The organism is Rhodococcus sp. BP-316 (assembly GCF_019836105.1).
In the GTDB taxonomy this organism is placed as follows: Bacteria; Actinomycetota; Actinomycetes; order Mycobacteriales; family Mycobacteriaceae; genus Rhodococcoides.
Genome location: NZ_JABUEE010000003.1, coordinates 361,992 through 381,043 on the forward strand (window position 1 = coordinate 361,992; position 19,052 = coordinate 381,043).

A 19,052-nucleotide genomic window follows, 5' to 3' on the forward strand; every position below is an offset into this window, starting at 1 on the left:
CTCACACCCCGATCGGTTGCTCGACTCGTACGGAGCCCGCGGGCTGCCCGTCCATCGCGAGCAGCACGTCGGCGACGAACTGCAGAAGTTCCTCGTCGCGGACACGGGCCGAACCGACTCCACCACCTGCCACACGCGGAATCGGGATCTGCACCGTGCCGGTGGTCGCCCGATACTGTGCGCTGGGGTAGAGCCGCTTCAACCGTATCTGCTTGGAGTCGGGTAGGTCCATCGGCGCCAACTTCACCATGGTCCCCGCCATCTGCACGTCCACGATGCCGTAGGAACGGCACAGGATGCGCAGGACGGCCACGGCCACGAGCCGGGCGACCTCGGCCGGCACCGGCCCGTAGCGGTCGGTCAGCTCGTCGATGACCGCACCGATCTCGGCGTCGTTCTGCGCCGCGGCCAGCTTGCGGTACGCCTCGAGTCGGAGCCTGTCGCTGGTGACGTAGTCCGGCGGGATGTGGGCATCGACGGGGAGGTCGATGCGCACCTCCTTGGGCGCCTCGTCGGTGGTGACGGGGCGGCCGTCGGCCACGGCGCGGTAGGCCTCCACCGCCTCGCCGACCAGTCGGACGTACAGGTCGAATCCCACACCGGCGACGTGGCCGGACTGCTCCGCGCCCAGCACGTTGCCCGCGCCGCGAATCTCGAGATCCTTCATCGCCACGGCCATACCGGCACCGAGGTCGGAGTTCTGCGAGATGGTGGCCAACCGGTCGTACGCCGTCTCGGTGAGCGGCTTCTCCGGCGGGTAGAGGAAGTACGCGTAGCCACGGTCCCGGCTGCGACCCACACGCCCCCGCAACTGGTGGAGCTGGGACAGACCCAACGAATCGGCTCGCTCGACGATCAGCGTGTTCGCATTGGAGATGTCGAGGCCCGTCTCGATGATGGTGGTGCAGACCAGGATGTCGAACTCACGCTCCCAGAACCCCTGCACCGTCTTCTCGAGCGCGTCCTCGTTCATCTGACCGTGTGCGACCACGACGCGCGCTTCCGGCACCAGCCGTCGGATGTTCGCGGCGGCCTTGTCGATGCTGCTCACGCGGTTGTGAACGTAGAAGACCTGGCCGTCACGGAGCAGCTCACGGCGGATCGCCGCCGCCACCTGCTTCTCCTGATAGGCACCGACGTAGGTCAGGACGGGGTGACGCTCCTCGGGCGGCGTCAGGATGGTCGACATCTCGCGGATGCCCGCCATGCTCATCTCGAGCGTGCGCGGAATCGGTGTCGCCGACATCGTCAGGACGTCGACGTGCGTGCGCAGCGCCTTGATGTGCTCCTTGTGCTCGACGCCGAAGCGCTGCTCCTCGTCGACGATGACCAGCCCGAGGTCCTTCCACTGCACACCGGTCTGCAGCAATCGGTGCGTGCCCACGACGATGTCCACCGTGCCGTCCGCGAGGCCGGCGAACGTCTCCCGCGACTCGGCGGCGTCGGAGAACCGGGACAGCCCCTTGACCGTCACCGGGAAGTTGGCCATCCGCTCGGTGAAGGTCTGCAGATGCTGCTGGGCCAGCAGGGTGGTGGGAACGAGCACCGCCACCTGCTTGCCGTCCTGGACGGCCTTGAACGCCGCCCGGACGCCGACCTCGGTCTTGCCGTAACCGACGTCGCCGATGACCACTCGGTCCATCGGGACGGGCTTCTCCATGTCCGCCTTGACCTCGTCGATGACGGTCATCTGGTCGACGGTCTCGGTGAACGCGAAGGCGTCCTCCATCTCCTTCTGCCACGGGGTGTCCGGCCCGTACGCGTGACCGGGCGCCGCCTGCCGCGCCGCGTAGAGCTGGACGAGCTCCCCTGCGATCTCGCGGACGGCCTTGCGGGCCTTGCGCTTGGTGTTGGTCCAGTCGGATCCGCCCAGCTTGCTCAGGCTCGGCATCTCCCCGCCGACGTAGCGGGACAACTGGTCGAGCGACTCCATGGGAACGAAGAGGCGGTCGCCCGGGTGGCCACGCTTGCTGGGCGCGTACTCGACGACGAGGTACTCACGGCGTGCCCCGCCGATGGTCCGCTCGACCATCTCGACGAAGCGGCCGATGCCGTGCTGGTCGTGGACCACCATGTCGCCGGCCGTCAACGCGAGCGGATCGACCTGATTGCGACGCTTCGCGGGCAACCGTTTGCCGTCGCCGGCCGCCGCGACCCGGTTGCCGGTGAGATCGGCCTCCGTCACCACCACCAGGCCGGCATCACGCAGGACGAGACCCGAGTGCAACGACCCGCACATCACGCCGACGACGTCGGGGCCGGGCTCGGAACCGGCATCGAGAGGGAGCGCCGGCACACCGGCCTCCCGCAGGCGTTCGACCGTGCGCTGCGCCGTTCCCGCGCCCGCGACGACGACGGCCACGCGGCCGCCGGACGCGAGGTGCGCCGTGAACATCTGGAAGAGCGTCGCGAGTGCCTCCTCGGAGCCGCGCACGTCCGGCGCCGCGTCGACGTCGAGCACGATCTCCTCGTCACTGCCCGAGGCGAGCGGGCCCACGGTCCACCACGGCCGACCGGCCGCCTCCGCAGACTCTCGGACCTGCCGCAGCGACCGGTACGCGGACGCGCTGAGATCGAGGTCGAGGACGGCGCTCTCGTCCGTCACGCTGCTGGTGTCCAGCGCTGCGGTGTCGAGCGGTGCGGCCGCACCGATGCTCGCGGCCGTCCACGACGCCTCGAGGAACTCCTTGCCGGTCCGCACCAGATCCGTCGCGCGCGTACGCACCTTCTCCGGATCGCAGACCAGCACGTGCGCGCCGTCGGGCAGCGCGTCGGTCAGCAGTTCGAGGCCGCCGGCCTTCAGCACCGGCAGCAACGCCTCCATGCCCTCGACCGGAACGCCGGCGGAGATCTTCTCGAGCATCTCCACCAGGATCGGGTCGCCGGTGTTGTCGGCGGCGAGACGCGCCGCACGCTCCCGTACGGCCTCGTCGAGAATCATCTCCCGGCACGGCGGCGCGATGACCGTGTCGACCTCCACGTCGGGGATGGAGCGCTGGTCCGCGACCGAGAAGGCGCGCAGGTCGGTGACCTCGTCACCCCAGAACTCGACACGGACGGGGTGATCCGCCGTCGGCGAGAACAGGTCGAGGATGCCGCCGCGCACCGCGAACTCACCGCGTTTGCCGACCATGTCGACACGCGTGTAGGCCAGTTCGACCAGTCGCTTCTGCAACTCCTCGAAGTCGAACTCCGCCCCCACGCGCAGGCCGACGGGCTCGATCTCGCCCAGTCCACGCGCCATCGGCTGGAGCACCGAGCGCACCGTGGTGACGATGATCTTCAGCGGGACGCCGTAGTCGGCGTCCTCCGGCCGGGCGAGGCGCCGCAGCACCTCGATACGACGACCGACGGTGTCCGCTCCGGGAGACAGACGCTCGTGCGGCAGCGTCTCCCAGGACGGGAACTGCGCCACGGCGCCGCCCACCATCTCCGTGAGCTCGGCCGTCAGATCGTCGGCCTCGCGGCCCGTCGCGGTGACGAGCAGGACCGGTGTGGTGCGGGACATGGCCGCAGCGATGAACGCCCGTGCCGGAGTGGGTGCCACCAGGGTGGCCTCGCGGCGGCCGGCCAGATCGACGATCTGCGCCAGCGACGCGTCACGCAGTGCGAATTCCAGCAGGCCCGACATCCGGCCCGCACCGTCGTCCGGGGTCTGCGCGGGGGAAACATGGACGGACGGCGAGGACACCAGCAGAACTCCTGACGGAAAGACGACACGATCGTGCACCCGCAACGCTCGACACCCCTCACGGAGATCGATCGGTCGGTGACGACTCGGTATCGATTCTAGGAGCAGTCGCCGACAGAAACGACCGTGGGCCGACCGAGGCGACCGCGACGCGGCCGCTCGTCGTCAGGCGCCGTAGCGCAGGACCCGGCGGGCGGCGAACTCACGGAAGTAGTCGAGCTTGCGACCGGGGACCAGCGACGGGAGCAGGTAGTGCCACAGCCGCTCCATGCGCGCCGACAACTCCTTGGTGCTGTCGGTGGCCACCGCAACCATGTGGGCGCCGACGATGACCTCCAGGAACAGCATTCCGGTGGTCACGGGGTCGAGGTCGGCCTCGAGGTCGCCCTCGTCGATCGCCCGACGCGCCAGGCCGGTGTGGTACTCGGCCCAGCCCTCCATGACGTTCTCACCGGTACCGCGGTAGTCGCCGATCTGATGCTTGAGCCGGAACATCGCGGCGACCATCGGATCCGTGATCGCCAGATCGACCGTGATGTACGAGACACCGATCTCGGCCTCGAGAGCGGGGATCCGGCCGTCGTCCAGGGCGCGGCACGCCGTGGTGAGCCGCCGCACGCCCTCGTCGATGACGGCGCGAGCCAGCTCCTCCTTCGACCCGAAGTGGAAGTAGAGAGCTCCCTTGGTGACCTGCGACTGCGAAATGATCTCGCTGAGGCTGGCATTGGCGTACCCGAGCCGTAGAAAGACATGGGCGGCCCCCGCGAGCACCGTGTCTCTGGTGATCTCGGCGCGTGCCTGTCTGACCATGCGATCCGCCTCGAAAGTTTGGGGCATTCAATCCGTGAACAACGCGAGAACGGTACCACTGGACCACTACACAGCACGAGCACTCGTCCCGGAGTCCGAGCGTCGTGTCGTCACGACCGACGAGGTGGTCCACCGTGACCACCTCCGGTGACACTCGCGCTTTCAGCTCCCCAACCGGGGATCGGGCTCCAGATTCGTGAGCCCGTTCCAGCACAGGTTCACGATGTGCGCGGCCACCACCTCTTTCGAGGGAGACCGTTCGTCCAGCCACCATTGCGCCGTCATCGACACCATTCCGACCAATGCCTGGGCGTACAGCTGGGCATTGGCCGGGTCGATGTCGCGGCGGGAGAAGTCGCCCGCCAGGATGTGCCCCACCTGGCCGACGGCGTCGTTCAGCAGGCTCGAGTACGTTCCCTCGGCCGCGGCGACCGGGGAGTCGCGCACGAGGATGCGGAACCCGTCGCTGCGCTCCTCGACGTACGTCAGCAGGGCCAGCGCCACCCGTTCGACCCGGATCCGGGACCGGTTCTCTGTCAGCGACGACGTGATCATGGACAGCAGCGTGGACATCTCGCGGTCCACCACCACGGCATAGAGACCCTCCTTGCCGCCGAAGTGCTCGTACACGACCGGCTTGCTCACCTGCGCGCGTTGCGCGATCTCCTCGATGGACGTGGCCTCGTAGCCACGCTCGGCGAACAGCGTGCGGCCGATCTCGATCAACTGGGCCCGGCGCGCGGTCCCCGTCATCCGGACGCGGGGCGCACGTTCCGGTAGGGCGGCGTCACCGGGTGCACGCGGCTGATCGGGCTCGCGGGGCGCGTCGGGCGTCGAGGTCATGGAATCACTGTGACACGCGAGCACTGCGCGGCGAGTGAGGCCTGCGGAGCGTTTTACGGAGCGGGTGCACTCGTGCGAGGATCGACGCGCTCGGCGCACGCCAGCCGAGGCTGTGATCCGCCGTGGTGTAATGGCAGCACCTCTGATTTTGGTTCAGATAGTTCAGGTTCGAATCCTGGCGGCGGAGCCGTGACGCCACAGCGGCGGAGCTGCTGTCGTAGGGCGGCGGAGCCGTGGCGACGAGTGTGGCGGGTCCCCCGCCCGGGGCACATCCGAAGTCGGTCGAGGAGATTCATGACGTCGAAGGTCGCTGTAGTCGTGCTCGCCGCGGGGGCGGGAACCCGAATGCGATCGAAGACTCCGAAGGTTCTGCACGAACTGGCCGGTCGGTCCATGCTCGCGCACGCTCTGCACGCGGCCGACGGGGTGGACCCCGATCACCTCGTCACCGTCGTGGGGCACGACCGCGAGAAGGTCTCGGCCGCCGTCGCCGATCTGGCCGAGACGTTGGGTCGCACCATCGACATCGCGGTGCAGGCCGAACAGCACGGCACCGGTCACGCGGTGCAGTGCGGCCTCGCGTCGCTGCCCGCCGACTTCGACGGCACCGTGGTGGTCACCGCGGGGGACGTGCCACTGCTCGACGCCCACACTCTGCAGGCGCTGCTGCACGATCACCACTCCTCCGCGGAGCCCGTCGCGGTGTCGGTGCTCACCTTCGTCCCCGACGACGCGAACGGCTACGGCCGCATAGTCCGCGACGGGTCCGGCCAGGTCCAGGAGATCGTCGAGCACGCCGACGCGACTCCCGATCAGCTGACCATCACCGAGGTCAACTCTGGTGTCTACGCCTTCGACGCGCAGTCGCTGCGGGTGGCTCTCGACTCGCTCGGCACCGACAACGCGCAGCACGAGTTGTACCTGACCGACGTCCTGAAGATCTCGCGCCGACGCGGCCTGCCGGTGTTCAGCACCCAGCTCACCGACCCGTCGCTGGTGCGCGGCGTGAACGACCGAGTGCAGCTGTCCGAGGTCACCCGCATCCTCAACGAGCACATCCTCGCCCGCCACATGCGCGCCGGCGTGACCGTGATCGACCCGTCGTCGACGTGGGTGGACATCGAGGTCGCCGTCGGACGCGACGCCGTGCTGCACCCCGGCACGCAGTTGCACGGACGCACCGTCATCGGTGAGGACGCGATCATCGGGCCCGACACGACACTCACCGACGTGTCGGTCGGCGAGGGCGCGACGGTGGTCCGCTCGCACGGATCCGACTCGGTGATCGGTGCCGGAGCGACGGTCGGGCCCTTCACCTACCTGCGGCCGAACAGCGACCTCGGCGACCACGGCAAGCTCGGCGCCTTCGTGGAGACCAAGAACGCGACCATCGGAGCGCACTCCAAGGTGCCGCACCTGACCTACGTCGGCGACGCCAGCATCGGCGAGCACTCCAACATCGGTGCGTCCAGCGTCTTCGTCAACTACGACGGCGTCGGCAAGAGCCGGACCGAGATCGGTTCGCACGTGCGCACCGGTTCCGACACCATGTTCATCGCGCCGGTGCGCGTGGGCGACGGGGCCTACACGGGCGCCGGAACCGTCCTACGCCATGATGTACCGGCGGGAGCGCTCGCCGTCTCCGGTGGTCCGCAACGGATCATCGAGGGCTGGGTGCAGAAGAAGCGTCCGGGAACGCCGGCGGCAGAGGCCGCCGAACGCGCCCGTTCGACCGAGGAATCACACGTGCACGAACCGAAGGACGGCGAGTAGAGCAGTGACCACAGCCAACTGGATCGACAACCAGAAGAACTTGATGCTCTTCTCCGGTCGCGCTCATCCCGAGCTCGCCGAGCAGGTGGCGAAGGAACTCGGGATCGAGGTCACCCCGCAGACCGCCCGCGACTTCGCGAACGGCGAGATCTTCGTCCGCTTCGAGGAGTCCGTCCGCGGCTCCGACGCCTTCGTGCTCCAGAGCCACCCGTTCCCGTTGAACACGTGGCTCATGGAACAGCTCATCATGATCGACGCGCTCAAGCGCGGATCCGCGAAGCGCATCACCGCGATCCTGCCGTTCTACCCCTACGCCCGCCAGGACAAGAAGCACCGCGGCCGCGAGCCGATCTCCGCACGCCTGGTCGCCGATCTGCTCAAGACGGCCGGTGCCGACCGCATCATCACGGTCGATCTCCACACCGACCAGATCCAGGGCTTCTTCGACGGCCCGGTCGACCACATGCACGCGCACAGCCAGCTCGCCGACCACATCCGTGAGGGCTACAACCTCGAGCACATCACCGTGGTCTCCCCCGACTCCGGCCGTGTGCGCGTCGCGGAGAAGTGGGCCGACTCGCTCGGTGGGGCGCCGCTGGCGTTCATTCACAAGACACGAGATCCGTTGGTGCCCAACCAGGTCAAGTCGAACCGAGTCGTCGGTGACGTCGAAGGACGCACCTGCATCCTGATCGACGACATGATCGACACCGGTGGCACCATCGCCGGCGCGGTGAAGGTGCTCGAGGAAGCCGGCGCGGGCGACGTCGTCATCGCCGCCACGCACGGCGTGCTGAGCCACCCGGCCGCCGAGCGCCTCGCGTCGTGCGGCGCCAAGGAGGTCGTCGTGACCAACACGCTGCCCATCAGTGACGACAAGCTGTTCCCGTCGCTGACCGTGCTCTCCATCGCACCCCTGCTCGGCAAGACCATCCGTGAGGTCTTCGAGAACGGGTCCGTCACCAGCCTGTTCAACGGTAACGCCTGAGAAACGACGTCACCGACCGACACTCCCCGCGGACCTCGTCCGCGGGGAGTGTCGTCGTCGGGCGCCCTACTTCCGGGCCAGCACCAGGGCGAAGCGCTCGTCGGAATCGGTCCAGAACTCGTCGACCGTCAGCCCCGCCGCGGCCAGTTCGCCGGTGATCGACTCGCGCCGGAACTTGGCGGAGATCTCGGTCCGCATCTCCTCGCCCGCCGCGAACTGCACGTCCAGGTCGAGGTCCGCGACGCGCACCGTGTGGTCGCGACGTGCGCGCAGCCGCATCTCGATCCACTCGTTGCGCTCGTCCCACACGGCGACGTGCTCGAAGTCGTCCACGTCGAAGTCGGCGTTCAGCTGCCCGTTCAACACGGAGAGCACGTTCAGGTCGAACTGCGCCGTCACTCCCTGCGCGTCGTCGTACGCGGGCACCAGAACCGCGGGGTCGATGACCAGCCCGACCCCGAGCAACAGGAACTCCCCCGTGTCGAGGGTGTTCGAGATGGCGGAGAGGAACTCGGCGCGCTCCTGCGGCACGAGGTTCCCCAGCGTGCCGCCCAGGAACGCCAACGTCCTGCGCCCGCCGGTGGGGACCCAGAACAGACCACTGTCCGGGCCGCCGGTGCTCGTGAAATCGCTCACCACACCGTGGATCTCGAGATCCGGGTACTGGCGCGACAACTCCTCCATCGCACCGGTCAACGCCGACGGCGACACGTCCTGCGGGACGTACCGACGCAGGGTGCCGTGTTCCAGACCCGCGGACAGCAGCACCCGGGTCTTGTCCGACGATCCGGAGCCCAACTCGACCAGCACCTCCACTCCCGTCACGCGAGCGATCTCCGCGGCCCGTTCGGTCAGCAGGGCGCGCTCGGTGCGCGTCGGGTAGTACTCGTCCAACTCGGTGATGCGCTCGAACAGTTCGCTGCCCACGGCATCGTAGAAGTACTTCGGCGGCAACCATTTCGGCGTCGCGGTGAGCCCGCGGCGGGCATCTTCCCGTAGCGATTGCTGTAGATCACCCTCGGTGATGTGGATGTCCAGTGACGGCGCTGTCATGACGAACTCCTCGGTGCTGACGAGCATGGAAGGTGCAGGGGTGGAGCGGTCAGAAGGTGGTGATGTCCACGGATCCCGGTCGGGCGGAAACGAGGCACCGATCGGGCACCTGCTGCCATCCGGGCAGATCGTCGAGCGGTTCGGACGCGAGGACGACGCTGTCCTCGTCGTACCGGACGGAGAGCGAGTGGTGGAGCGTCGTCGCCCAGAGCGACTCGCCATCGCCGAGCAGCAGGTTGACGCGCGAGTCCGGGGCGGCGGCGTCGACGTCCGCCAACAGACCGGCGAGTGCGTCCGCCGGATCGCGGTCCAGTAGCCGCTGCTGCAGAATCGCCCACAGCACAGCGGAATCCGTGGGTGCCGCCAACCGCAGCAGCGACTCGACGGGCACCTTCTCGGCGAGCGCGGAGACCGACTGCGGCCATCCGCGCACGACACCGTTGTGGCTGAACGCCCATCGACCCTCGACGAAGGGCGCGCACGCCGACCGCTCGACGGGCATGCCGACGGTGGCGGACCGCACGGCCCCCATCACCGCCACCGAGCGGATGTGGGTGAGCGTGTCGGTGACGGCCGGGTCACCCCACATCGGCATCGCACTCCGATACGACGACGCGGTGCCGTTCGACCACCAGGCCGCACCGAAGCCGTCCGCGTTGATCGTGCCGCCGCCGCGCATCTCGCGGGGTGCGTACGACTGGGTGAGCAGCGATGTCGAGCCCGCGGTGAGCACGTCTCCGACGGTGCGCGCGGGTCCGAGATAGCCGACGTGTCGGCACATCCGCTACCGGTGTCCCACGTCGCGGGCGCACCGGAAGCCGGCGAAGATCTGGCGCCGGATCGGGTGGTCCCAGTTGCGGAACGTCGCGCGGACCGCGGTCTGGTCGGTGCCGAACGAACCGCCACGCAACACCTTGTAGTCGCCGCCGAAGAACACCTCGGAGTACTCCGGGTAGGGGAACATCTCGAACCCGGGGTACGGCTCGAAGTCGGACGACGTCCACTCCCAGACGTCGCCCATCAGCTGTTCGACGCCGAGCGGCGAGGCTCCCTCGGGATACGCGCCGACGTCGGCGGGTTCGAGGTGGCGTTGACCGAGATTCGCGTGCCGGTCGTCGGCGTCGTCGTCGCCCCAGGGGTTGCGCCGGGAGAGCCCGGACGCGGGGTCGAAGCGTGCCGCCTTCTCCCATTCCGCCTCGGTCGGCAGGCGCTTGCCGGCCCAGCGGGCGTAGGCGTCGGCTTCGAACCAGCTGACGTGAACTACGGGCTGCGCTGCTCGAATCTGCTTCGCACGTCCGAAGACTCGACGCCACCACACACCGTCGTCGTCCTGCGACCAGAACTGCGGCGCGGTGAGACCGGCCTCGGTGCGGTGTGCCCAGCCGCGTTCGGTCCACAGCTCCTCGCGGTCGTAGCCACCGTCGGCGATGAACTGGAGGTACTCGCCGTTGGTCACCGGAGCCGCGTCGATCGCGAAGGTGGGCACCTCGACGGTGTGCGCGGGCCGCTCGTTGTCGAGGGCCCACGGATCGTCGCCGGTGCCCATCTCGAACGCGCCACCGGGGACGATGACCTCGACGTCGTGGGCGGGCGGCAGCTGGGCGCGGGGAGCGTCGGGTGCGTCCAGCACGGCGTCGCCGGTGCGCAGCTGATGTGTCGCCAGCATCGTCTCGTCGTGCTGCTGTTCGTGCTGCGCGACCATCGCGAAGACGAAGCCGTTCTCCACCAGCCGACTCTCGTCGAAGGTGCAGCGCTGCAACGCATCCAGTGACAGGGCGCGCACGGTGTCGACGTAGGCACGCGCCTCGTCGGGCGACAGCAGATCCAGCCCCGGCCGGACGGACCGTGCGTGGCGGAACGCGTCGTAGAGGTCGTCGATCTCCGGGTGCACCGCGTCGCGGCCGCCCACGTCGCGGACCAGCCACAGCTCTTCCTGGTTGCCGATGTGGGCGAGATCCCAGACCAGTGGGCTCATCAACGGCGACACCTGCTCGCGCAGCCCGTCCTCGTCGAGGCACCGGGTGAGCGCCAGGGTCCGGGCGCGGCTACGCACCAGCATCGATTCGAGCCGGCCGCGCAGCGCCACCGCGTCGACCGTCGTGTTCGCCGTCATCGTGAGAACTCCTTCCGAGCATCGCCTCGTGGTGGTGTCGCCGCTGTCCCTGGTGCCGTCGGCGGCTGGGCGGCGGAGCAGCGCGTCGCCGCGCGGCCCAGGGCTTCACGCGCCTCGCCGTGGCTGGAGTCGGCCGCGAGTGTCAGCAGCTCCACCGCAGCTCGCCGCAGCGCCTGGTCGGCAAGTCCGTCCCGCGCCGCGTCCTCCCACCTGTTCAGGGTGGGTTCCGCCAGGTCCAGCGCCTGATCGGCCACCGAGTCGGAGGACAGCAGGGCGTCCACCGCGTACATCGGCACCTCCCACGCCCCGTCGGGTTGGCCGTCGAGGTACCGGATCTCGAGGTGGCCGCTCGCACGCACGAGGGGAAACACCGTCGTCAGGTGGTAGTCCAGGTCGGCCGTCGTGGGGCGCCGACCCATGTCGTCGTCCAGGTCACCCTCGAGCCACTGGGCGAACGTGGCCTCGCGCGGCGGCGCGGCGAGGCGCCCGTCGCGTCGCACACACAGGAGCGGGACGTCCATGACCCAGCGTGCGTAGTCGCGGACGGGATCGACCCCGAGCGGAACACGCGTGCGGGTGCGGTCCAGTTCGAACCAGGTGCGCATGCGCTGCGAGGCCCACCGACCGTCGGGAACGCCGTACAGAGCGGGCGTGGTCGCGAACGCCGCCAGTAACGCCGGACCCACGGCATGCACTGTGGCCCAGCGCCGTCGGATCTGCTCGTCGTCGCCGCCGGCGTCCACACTGACCTGGACCGCGGCCGTGTTGCACATCATGAGCTTGCCGTACGGGCCGTACTGCTCGAAGCGCTGCTCCATCGCGCAGTAGCGCGGCAGCGTGAGCAGCCGGTCGGGAGGTCGCAGCGTGTCCGCGCCGCCTCCGGCGAGGGAGATCCCGTGCGAGTCGAGCAGGCGGGTCAACGTCTGCTCGTCGTCGCGCAACGCCTCGACGACGGAGGCGAGGGACGTGGCGGGCGAGGACGACAATTCGATCTGACCACCGGGCTCGACGGAGACGACACTTCCGGAGCGGAGGGCGAGTGCGGGGGACTCGGGCCGAAGAGACTGCGGGGTGTGGGCACCCAGTGCCTCGGCGAGCGAGTCGAGAGTGGGACGTGCACCGGACGGGGTCCGGGTGAACCATTCGAGTTCTGCGCCGATCAGAGTCGGCGGCCCCACCTTGAAACAGACCCGGGCGAGGTATGCCTCGGCGGCGGGCCGCGAACTGAGAGTGCCGGAAACGGCCGTCATGGATGCCTCCGCGGGGTGACGGTGGAGCGTGAAGTGGAACGGGCACTGCGTACGGGAAGAAGAACGGACACTGCGTGTCCGGATGACGTCTACCCCCGCCCTTCACAGACTAATCGCTCCCGCGCGCGGTCGCCGGTAGTGTCGGCGTCACTGTGAACGCCACCCCCGAGACGGACACCGTCGACGTGCTCGCCGCCCGCGCCGACACCCCTGCCGCCGAGCACGGGGTGTTCCTCGACAGCGCCGGGTCGTCGCTGCCGCCACAGCGCGTCGTCGAGACGGTCGTCGAGCACCTGCGCCGTGAGGCCGAGGTGGGCGGATACCGCGCAGCGCGTGAACGCTCGGAGGATCTCGCCGCGGTGCGCACGTCCGTGGAGATGCTGATCGGAGCCCCGACCGGCACCGTGGCACTGTCCGACAGCGCCACGCGGGCCTGGTGCGACTTCTTCTACGCGGTACCGCTCTCCCCCGGTGACCGCATCCTGGTCTCCACCGTCGAGTACGCCACCAACGCGATCGCCGCACTGCAGCGGGCGCGGGCTACCGGCGCGGTGGTCGACACCATTCCCGTGGACCCGTCCGGACGCATCGATCTCGAGGCTCTCGAGCGGATGATGGACGACCGCGTCGCGCTGGTCTCGCTCGTGCACGCGCCGACCAACGGCGGCCTGCTGAACCCGGTCCGGGAGATCGTCGACCTGGCCCACCGTCACGGGGCCCTCGTGCTGCTGGACGCCTGTCAGTCGGTGGGCCAGATCGCCCTCGACGTGGTGGAGCTCGGTGTGGACGCTCTCTCCGCGACGGGACGCAAGTGGCTGCGAGGACCGCGCGGCACCGGTTTCCTTCACGTCGCCCCGTCGGTGCTCGACACCCTGGAGCCGCGATCCCTGGATCTGCACAGTGCGTCCTGGACCGGCCCCGACTCCTACACCGTCGCCGACGACGCGCGCCGGTTCGAGACGTGGGAACACGACGTCGCGGCCCGGCTCGGTCTCGGCGCCGCCGTCGATCTCCTGCTCGAACTCGGGCCGAGCGCGGTGGAGGCCGCGGTGCGTGTGCGGGCCGAGCGGCTGCGGAACGCCCTCGCCGAGGTGCACGGCATCGCGGTGCACGACCTGGGCGACCACCACACCGGCATCGTGACCTTCACCGTCGAGGGCGTCGCGCCCGCCGCGGTGAAGGACGCACTGGCGGAGCGCGACATCACCGTCTCCGTCAGCCCGGCGTCGTCGACTCTGCTCGACATGACGGCCCGCGGACTGGACTCCGTCGTCCGGGCATCTCCCCACTACTTCCTGACCCTTGATCAGATCGATCACGCCGTGGACGAGTGCCGGGCTCTGACGTCGGAGCGGTGACCCGCCGCCAACGGTGACGAGCAGGGGCGATTCGCGGCCGATCGGCGCGTTCGGGTAGTGTTCACGCCGTTGTCTCGGCGAGGGTGACGAGTGCGCAGTGCGTACGTCACCGTGATCGACGCAGGCGCGGTCTCGCAGCCGTCCTCGTTCGTGTCCACGCCGAGCGAGTAGTACCCGCAGCAGTCACACCGGACCGCAGCCGTTTCAGACCGCAGTCACACCAGATCTTCCGAGGAGCCCCGTCCCATGGCCAACGTTCTCAACGCCACCGTCCGCACCGAGTTCGGCAAGGGCGCAGCCCGCCGCACCCGCCGCGACGGTCTCGTCCCCGCCGTCCTGTACGGACACGCCACCGAGCCCAAGCACCTCTCGCTCCCGTCCCGCGAGTTCGCCGCCGTGCTCCGCGCCGACGGCACCAACGCCGTCATCGAGCTCCAGGTCGATGGCGAGAAGCACCTCGCCCTCACCAAGTCGGTCGTGGTCCACCCGATCCGTAACTACATCGAGCACGCCGACCTCCTCGTCATCCGTCGCGGCGAGAAGGTCACCGTCGAGATCAACGTCGTCGTCACCGGCGACGCGGCGCCCGGCGCCCTCGTCACCACCGATGCCAACGTCATCGAGATCGAGGTCGACGCGACCCAGATCCCCGAGCAGTTCGAGGTCTCCGTCGAGGACGCCGAGATCGGCACCCAGATCCTCGCCTCGTCGATCGAGCTGCCGTCCGGCGCGACGCTGATCTCCGATCCCGAGCTCCTCCTCGTCAACGTCGTCGAGGCGCCCAGCGAGGCTGCACTCGAGGCCGAGGGCGCGGGCGATCTCGCCAGCAACGTCGCCGCCGAGGAAGAGGAGGCTGTCGAGGACAGCTCCGCCGCCGACGAGGCCGCAGCAGCAGACCAGAACTGATCCACCGAGCACCACCGCGGCGCGCCTCCCTCACCGGAGGCGCGCCGTTTCTCGTTCCCCACTCCGCACGACCCCGCACGCCACGAGCTGAAAGCGACTGCCGCACATGACCGATCGCACTGCTCTCGTCATCGGCCTGGGCAATCCCGGGCCGCAGTACGAGCGCACCCGACACAACGTCGGCGCCGTCGTCGTCGACACCCTGGCGGAGCGGATGCGAGGGTCGTTCTCGTCGCACAAGCGCAGCAACTCCGACGTGCTCCAGGCACGGCTCGGGACTCGCCCGGTCGTGCTGGGGAAGCCGCGGTCGTACATGAACGAGTCCGGCGGCCCGGTCGCCAACCTGGCCCGGTTCTTCTCCGTGGCGCCGGCGGACATCATCGTCGTGCACGACGAACTCGACGTCGATCTGGGTCAGGTGCGGCTCAAGGTCGGCGGCGGGGAGGGCGGGCACAACGGGCTGCGCTCGATCTCGAAGTCGTTGTCCACCAAGGACTACCTCCGTGTCCGGGTCGGGGTGGGGCGGCCGCCCGGCCGGATGGATCCGGCGTCGTACGTGCTCAAGCCGTTCGCCGCGTCCGAGCGCGACGAGGTGGCGGTCGTGCTGGAGGAGGCCGCGGACGCAGTGGAGCTGCTCCTGAAGGGCAGCCTCGAGGACGCGCAGAACCGCATCCACCGACCCTGATGCGCTGAGCTCAGCCGAGGAGCGACGCCGAGTTCGCGCGGCGGAGCTTGCCCGAGGACGTCTTCGGAATGGTGCCGGGACCGAGCACCGCGACCGTGCGAGGACGAACCCCCACTTCCGAGAACACCGCGTGCACGATGTCGTGCTCGATGCGCTTGACCGCATCCGGGTCGGCGATCTCGTTGGTCTCCGCCGCGACCGCGAAGCTCTCCCGCTTCTGCCCCGCGTCGAGACGGATCGCGACGGCATTGCCCGGCCGGACGCCCGCGACGGTGCCCACGGCACGTTCGATGTCGGTCGGATAGATGTTGCGGCCGCCCATGATGATGACGTCCTTGATGCGCCCGCAGACGACGACCAGCCCTTCCTCCGTGAAGTACCCGATGTCTCCGGTGTCGAGCCACCCGTCGTCGTCCTGCGCGGACACCGAGCCCTCCACCGTGATGTATCCGGGCGTCACCGCCGGCCCCCGCACGTGGATGACACCGACGCCGCGACTCGGGAGCACCTGGCCCTCGGCGTCGACGACGCGCCCCTCGAGATTCGGCACCATCCGCCCGAGCGTCGCGAGACGACGGACGTTGCCCTTGGTCGACGGAACGGCGCGGCCCATCACCTCGAGCAGGTCCGCGTCGACCACGTCGAGCACCTGGCCCTGATCACGGACCGGGATCGACACCGCGAGCGTGGTCTCCGCCATCCCGTAGACGGGTGCGAGAGCGGTCGGGGCGAGCCCGAACCGGGCGCCCGCCTCCGCGAGGGCGAGCATCGTGTCGGGATCCACCGGCTCGGCACCGTTCCACGCGTAGCGCAACGACGACAGATCGAGGGCCGTGTCGGCGGACGCCTGCTTCAGCCTGCGCGCCAGCAACGAGTACGCGAAATTGGGAGCGGCGGTGACGGTGCCGCGGTACTTGTCGATCAGCTGGGCCCACAGCAGCGGAGAGCGCAGGAAGTCGATCGGCGTGATGCTGACGACCTCGGCTCCGACCTGCATCGGCACCGACAGGAACCCGACCATCCCCATGTCGTGGAACAGCGGGAGCCAGCTGACCATCACGTCGTCCTCGAGCGAGTACTCGATCCGATCGATCATCGCGTAGGCGTTGACGTAGAAGTTCTCGTGGGTGATGCGCACGGCCTTGGGAGATCCGGTGGACCCGGACGTGAGCTGCTGCAGCGCGATGTCGGACTCGTCGGTGGGCACGGGATCGGTGTCCTCACCGCCGCGCAGGTCGTCGATCGTCAGCACGGTGATCCCGCGTTCCTCCAGGATGGGCGCCGCGGCGTCGAACGGTGCACCGAGCACCACCGCGGCGGCGTCGATCATCCGGATGACGGTCTCGGTGTCGGCACCCCACACGGCGAGATCGGTGCGCGGCGTCGGCTGATGCAGCATGGTCACGGACGCGCCGCGCATCCACGCCGCCTGACACGACGGCGCGATGTCCACCGGCTGACCGGCCAGGATGCCGATCGCGTCCCCGCGGGAGACCCCTGCCGCGGCGAGCCCGCCGGCCATCCGGCGCGCGACCGCATGGATGTCGCCCCACGTCTGCCGCAACGGTGCGTCGGGCTCACCGGTGACGAGACCCCGCTCGGTCGTGGCCGCGGTCGCGTACATCTCCTCGGTGAACCTGCTCAACGTCACTCCCTCGTCAGTGGTGCGTGCCGGGTGCGCGCACCACTGTTACATCCGGACGACGGTGACCGCTGTTACGGACGGACGGGCTCGGCGTGTCGGCCGAGTACCCTGGGTATGTTCCGACCAGTGATCCGCACAGCTGCGGTCACCGAAGAAAGGCCTTCGTGAGCACCCCGTCCGTCGACACCGACACCACCACCGCGGTCACCGCCGCCGGCACCACCCCGCCGAAGAACCTCCGGCGCGAGGTGGAGCGTCGTCGCACCTTCGCGGTGATCTCGCACCCCGACGCGGGCAAGTCGACGCTCACCGAGGCCCTGGCTCTGCACGCGCGGAAGATCTCCGAGGCCGGTGCGATCCACGGGAAGTCGGGTCGCCGCTCCACCGTCTCCGACTGGATGGAGATGGAGAAGGCGCGCGGTATCTCCGTGAGCTCGACGGCGCTGCAGTTCGACTACGCCGATCACACCATCAACCTGGTGGACACCCCCGGTCACGCCGACTTCTCCGAGGACACCTACCGCGTGCTGACCGCGGTGGACGCCGCCGTGATGCTGATCGACGCGGCGAAGGGTCTGGAACCGCAGACGCTGAAGCTGTTCCAGGTGTGTCGGCACCGCGGCATCCCGGTCATCACCGTGGTCAACAAGTGGGACCGGCCGGGCCGCTCCCCCCTCGAGCTGCTCGACGAGATCGAGGAGCGCATCGGTCTGACGCCGACCCCGCTGTACTGGCCCGTCGGTATCGCGGGTGACTTCCGCGGACTGCTCGACGTGTCGGAGCACCAGTACATCCACTTCACCCGCACGGCCGGTGGCGCGACCATCGCACCCGAGGAGTTCATGGACTCCGAGGCGGCGCAGTCCCGTGAGGGCGACGACTGGACCACCGCCGTCGAGGAGAGCGAGTTGCTCGTCGAGAGCGGGCAGCGCCACGACGAGGACGAGTTCCTCGCGGGCCGGACGTCTCCGGTGATCTTCGCGTCGGCGATGCTGAACTTCGGCGTGCACCAGATCCTCGACACCCTCGTCTCGTTCGCTCCGGCCCCGGGCCCCCGTCCCGATGTGGCCGGTGGTGAGCGCGAGGTCACCGACCCCTTCAGCGCGGTCGTGTTCAAGGTGCAGGCCGGCATGGACACCGCACACCGCGACCGCCTCGCCTTCATGCGCGTGGTCTCCGGAGTCTTCGAGCGCGGCATGGTGGTCACCCATGCCCAGACGGGCAAACCGTTCACGACGAAGTACGCGCTGACGGTGTTCGGCCGCGAGCGCACCACGGTGGAGAACGCCTACCCCGGCGACGTCGTCGGGCTGGTCAACGCCACCGCACTCGCTCCCGGCCACACGTTGTACGCGGTTCGCAAGGTCGAGTTCCCGCCGATCCCGTCCTTCGCTCCCGAGCACTTCGCCGTCCTCCGTGCGGAGAGCGCGAGCAAGTACAAGCAGTTCCGTCGCGCCGTGGATCAGATGGATCAGGAGGGTGTCGTCCAGATCCTCCGCAACGACATCCGCGGAGACGCGTCACCCGTCCTCGCCGCCGTGGGTCCGATGCAGTTCGAGGTGGTGTCCGCGCGCATGAAGTCGGAGTTCGGCGTCGAGGCGCGCATGGAGCCCCTGGGCTACTCGATCGCCCGACGCACCGACGCGGCGTCCGCCGGGGAGCTCGGTCGCCAGCGCGGCGTCGAGGTGTTCACCCGCACGGACGGCGTGATGTTGGCGCTGGTCAGTGACAAGTGGCGGCTGCAGTACATCCAGAAGGAGCTGCCGGACCTGCTGCTCGAGCCGCTGGTCGCCGCAGCCGACTGATCCTCTGGGACATCTCCACACCACCTCACCCCAAGATTGGTGTCATCTCCAATCCATAGGGTCAAAACTGTTCGCTGTTTTGTTCCCGTGGTACTTTTTCTCTGTTCGAACGTACTTCTGGTTTGTTCTTCG

The 19,052-nt window shown here is 69.0% G+C and carries 14 protein-coding genes and 1 tRNA gene; 7 read left to right on the plus strand and 8 right to left on the minus strand.

Going from position 1 to position 19,052, the window contains the following annotated elements:
* Position 1: 1 nt before the first annotated feature.
* The 3 genes from mfd to HQ312_RS07980 form a co-directional block, all read right to left on the minus strand.
* Entirely contained in the window at positions 2 to 3,691 is a 3,690-nt protein-coding gene (gene mfd / locus HQ312_RS07970; RefSeq protein ID WP_374198281.1) for a transcription-repair coupling factor, read from the minus strand.
* 165 nt (positions 3,692 to 3,856) lie between these two features.
* Positions 3,857 to 4,501, minus strand: a complete 645-nt coding sequence (locus tag HQ312_RS07975) for a ScbR family autoregulator-binding transcription factor (RefSeq protein WP_027504067.1) — start codon at positions 4,499 to 4,501, stop codon at positions 3,857 to 3,859.
* Between the two features lie 162 nt (positions 4,502 to 4,663).
* On the minus strand, positions 4,664 to 5,254 hold the full coding sequence (locus HQ312_RS07980; protein WP_027504068.1) for a TetR/AcrR family transcriptional regulator: 591 nt from the start codon (positions 5,252 to 5,254) through the stop codon (positions 4,664 to 4,666).
* A gap of 206 nt (positions 5,255 to 5,460) precedes the next feature.
* On the opposite strand from HQ312_RS07980, the gene HQ312_RS07985 reads away from it, so the two are divergent.
* The 3 genes from HQ312_RS07985 to HQ312_RS07995 all read left to right on the plus strand — a co-directional run bounded on the left by HQ312_RS07985 (position 5,461) and on the right by HQ312_RS07995 (position 8,105).
* A tRNA-Gln gene (locus HQ312_RS07985) sits at positions 5,461 to 5,531 on the plus strand.
* A gap of 107 nt (positions 5,532 to 5,638) precedes the next feature.
* Positions 5,639 to 7,117 carry a bifunctional UDP-N-acetylglucosamine diphosphorylase/glucosamine-1-phosphate N-acetyltransferase GlmU gene (gene glmU / locus HQ312_RS07990; protein ID WP_027504069.1) on the plus strand — a complete coding sequence of 493 codons (1,479 nt, stop codon included), beginning with the start codon at positions 5,639 to 5,641 and terminating at the stop codon, positions 7,115 to 7,117.
* Between the two features lie 4 nt (positions 7,118 to 7,121).
* Complete coding sequence (locus tag HQ312_RS07995; RefSeq protein ID WP_027504070.1) at positions 7,122 to 8,105, plus strand: ribose-phosphate diphosphokinase; 984 nt, start codon at positions 7,122 to 7,124, stop codon at positions 8,103 to 8,105.
* A 66-nt stretch (positions 8,106 to 8,171) separates the two neighbouring features.
* Here the strand turns inward: HQ312_RS07995 and egtD are convergent, their stop codons facing one another.
* Genes egtD through egtA form a run of 4 tightly spaced genes read right to left on the minus strand, consistent with a single transcriptional unit; the run spans position 8,172 to position 12,521 of the window.
* Positions 8,172 to 9,158, minus strand: coding sequence for an L-histidine N(alpha)-methyltransferase (egtD, locus tag HQ312_RS08000; protein ID WP_222638288.1), 987 nt, complete (start codon positions 9,156 to 9,158; stop codon positions 8,172 to 8,174).
* Between the two features lie 49 nt (positions 9,159 to 9,207).
* Complete coding sequence (gene egtC, locus HQ312_RS08005; RefSeq protein ID WP_222638289.1) at positions 9,208 to 9,939, minus strand: ergothioneine biosynthesis protein EgtC; 732 nt, start codon at positions 9,937 to 9,939, stop codon at positions 9,208 to 9,210.
* Positions 9,940 to 9,942: 3 nt separating this feature from the next.
* Complete coding sequence (gene egtB, locus HQ312_RS08010) at positions 9,943 to 11,271, minus strand: ergothioneine biosynthesis protein EgtB (RefSeq protein WP_222627609.1); 1,329 nt, start codon at positions 11,269 to 11,271, stop codon at positions 9,943 to 9,945.
* A complete protein-coding gene (gene egtA, locus HQ312_RS08015; protein WP_222638290.1) occupies positions 11,268 to 12,521 on the minus strand; it encodes an ergothioneine biosynthesis glutamate--cysteine ligase EgtA in 1,254 nt (417 codons plus the stop codon). Before egtA ends, egtB begins: the two co-directional genes overlap by 4 nt.
* A gap of 152 nt (positions 12,522 to 12,673) precedes the next feature.
* Between egtA and HQ312_RS08020 the strand changes: the two genes are divergently transcribed.
* The 3 genes from HQ312_RS08020 (at position 12,674) to pth (ending at position 15,470) form a co-directional block, all read left to right on the plus strand.
* Positions 12,674 to 13,879, plus strand: coding sequence for an aminotransferase class V-fold PLP-dependent enzyme (locus HQ312_RS08020; RefSeq protein WP_222638291.1), 1,206 nt, complete (start codon positions 12,674 to 12,676; stop codon positions 13,877 to 13,879).
* A gap of 246 nt (positions 13,880 to 14,125) precedes the next feature.
* Positions 14,126 to 14,785, plus strand: a complete 660-nt coding sequence (locus HQ312_RS08025) for a 50S ribosomal protein L25/general stress protein Ctc (protein WP_222638292.1) — start codon at positions 14,126 to 14,128, stop codon at positions 14,783 to 14,785.
* 106 nt (positions 14,786 to 14,891) lie between these two features.
* Positions 14,892 to 15,470, plus strand: coding sequence for an aminoacyl-tRNA hydrolase (pth, locus tag HQ312_RS08030; protein ID WP_222638293.1), 579 nt, complete (start codon positions 14,892 to 14,894; stop codon positions 15,468 to 15,470).
* Between the two features lie 10 nt (positions 15,471 to 15,480).
* Here the strand turns inward: pth and HQ312_RS08035 are convergent, their stop codons facing one another.
* Positions 15,481 to 17,115, minus strand: coding sequence for a fatty acyl-AMP ligase (locus tag HQ312_RS08035; RefSeq protein ID WP_222627617.1), 1,635 nt, complete (start codon positions 17,113 to 17,115; stop codon positions 15,481 to 15,483).
* 164 nt (positions 17,116 to 17,279) lie between these two features.
* Between HQ312_RS08035 and HQ312_RS08040 the strand changes: the two genes are divergently transcribed.
* Entirely contained in the window at positions 17,280 to 18,920 is a 1,641-nt protein-coding gene (locus HQ312_RS08040; protein ID WP_222638294.1) for a peptide chain release factor 3, read from the plus strand.
* The last annotated feature ends 132 nt before the right edge of the window (positions 18,921 to 19,052 follow it).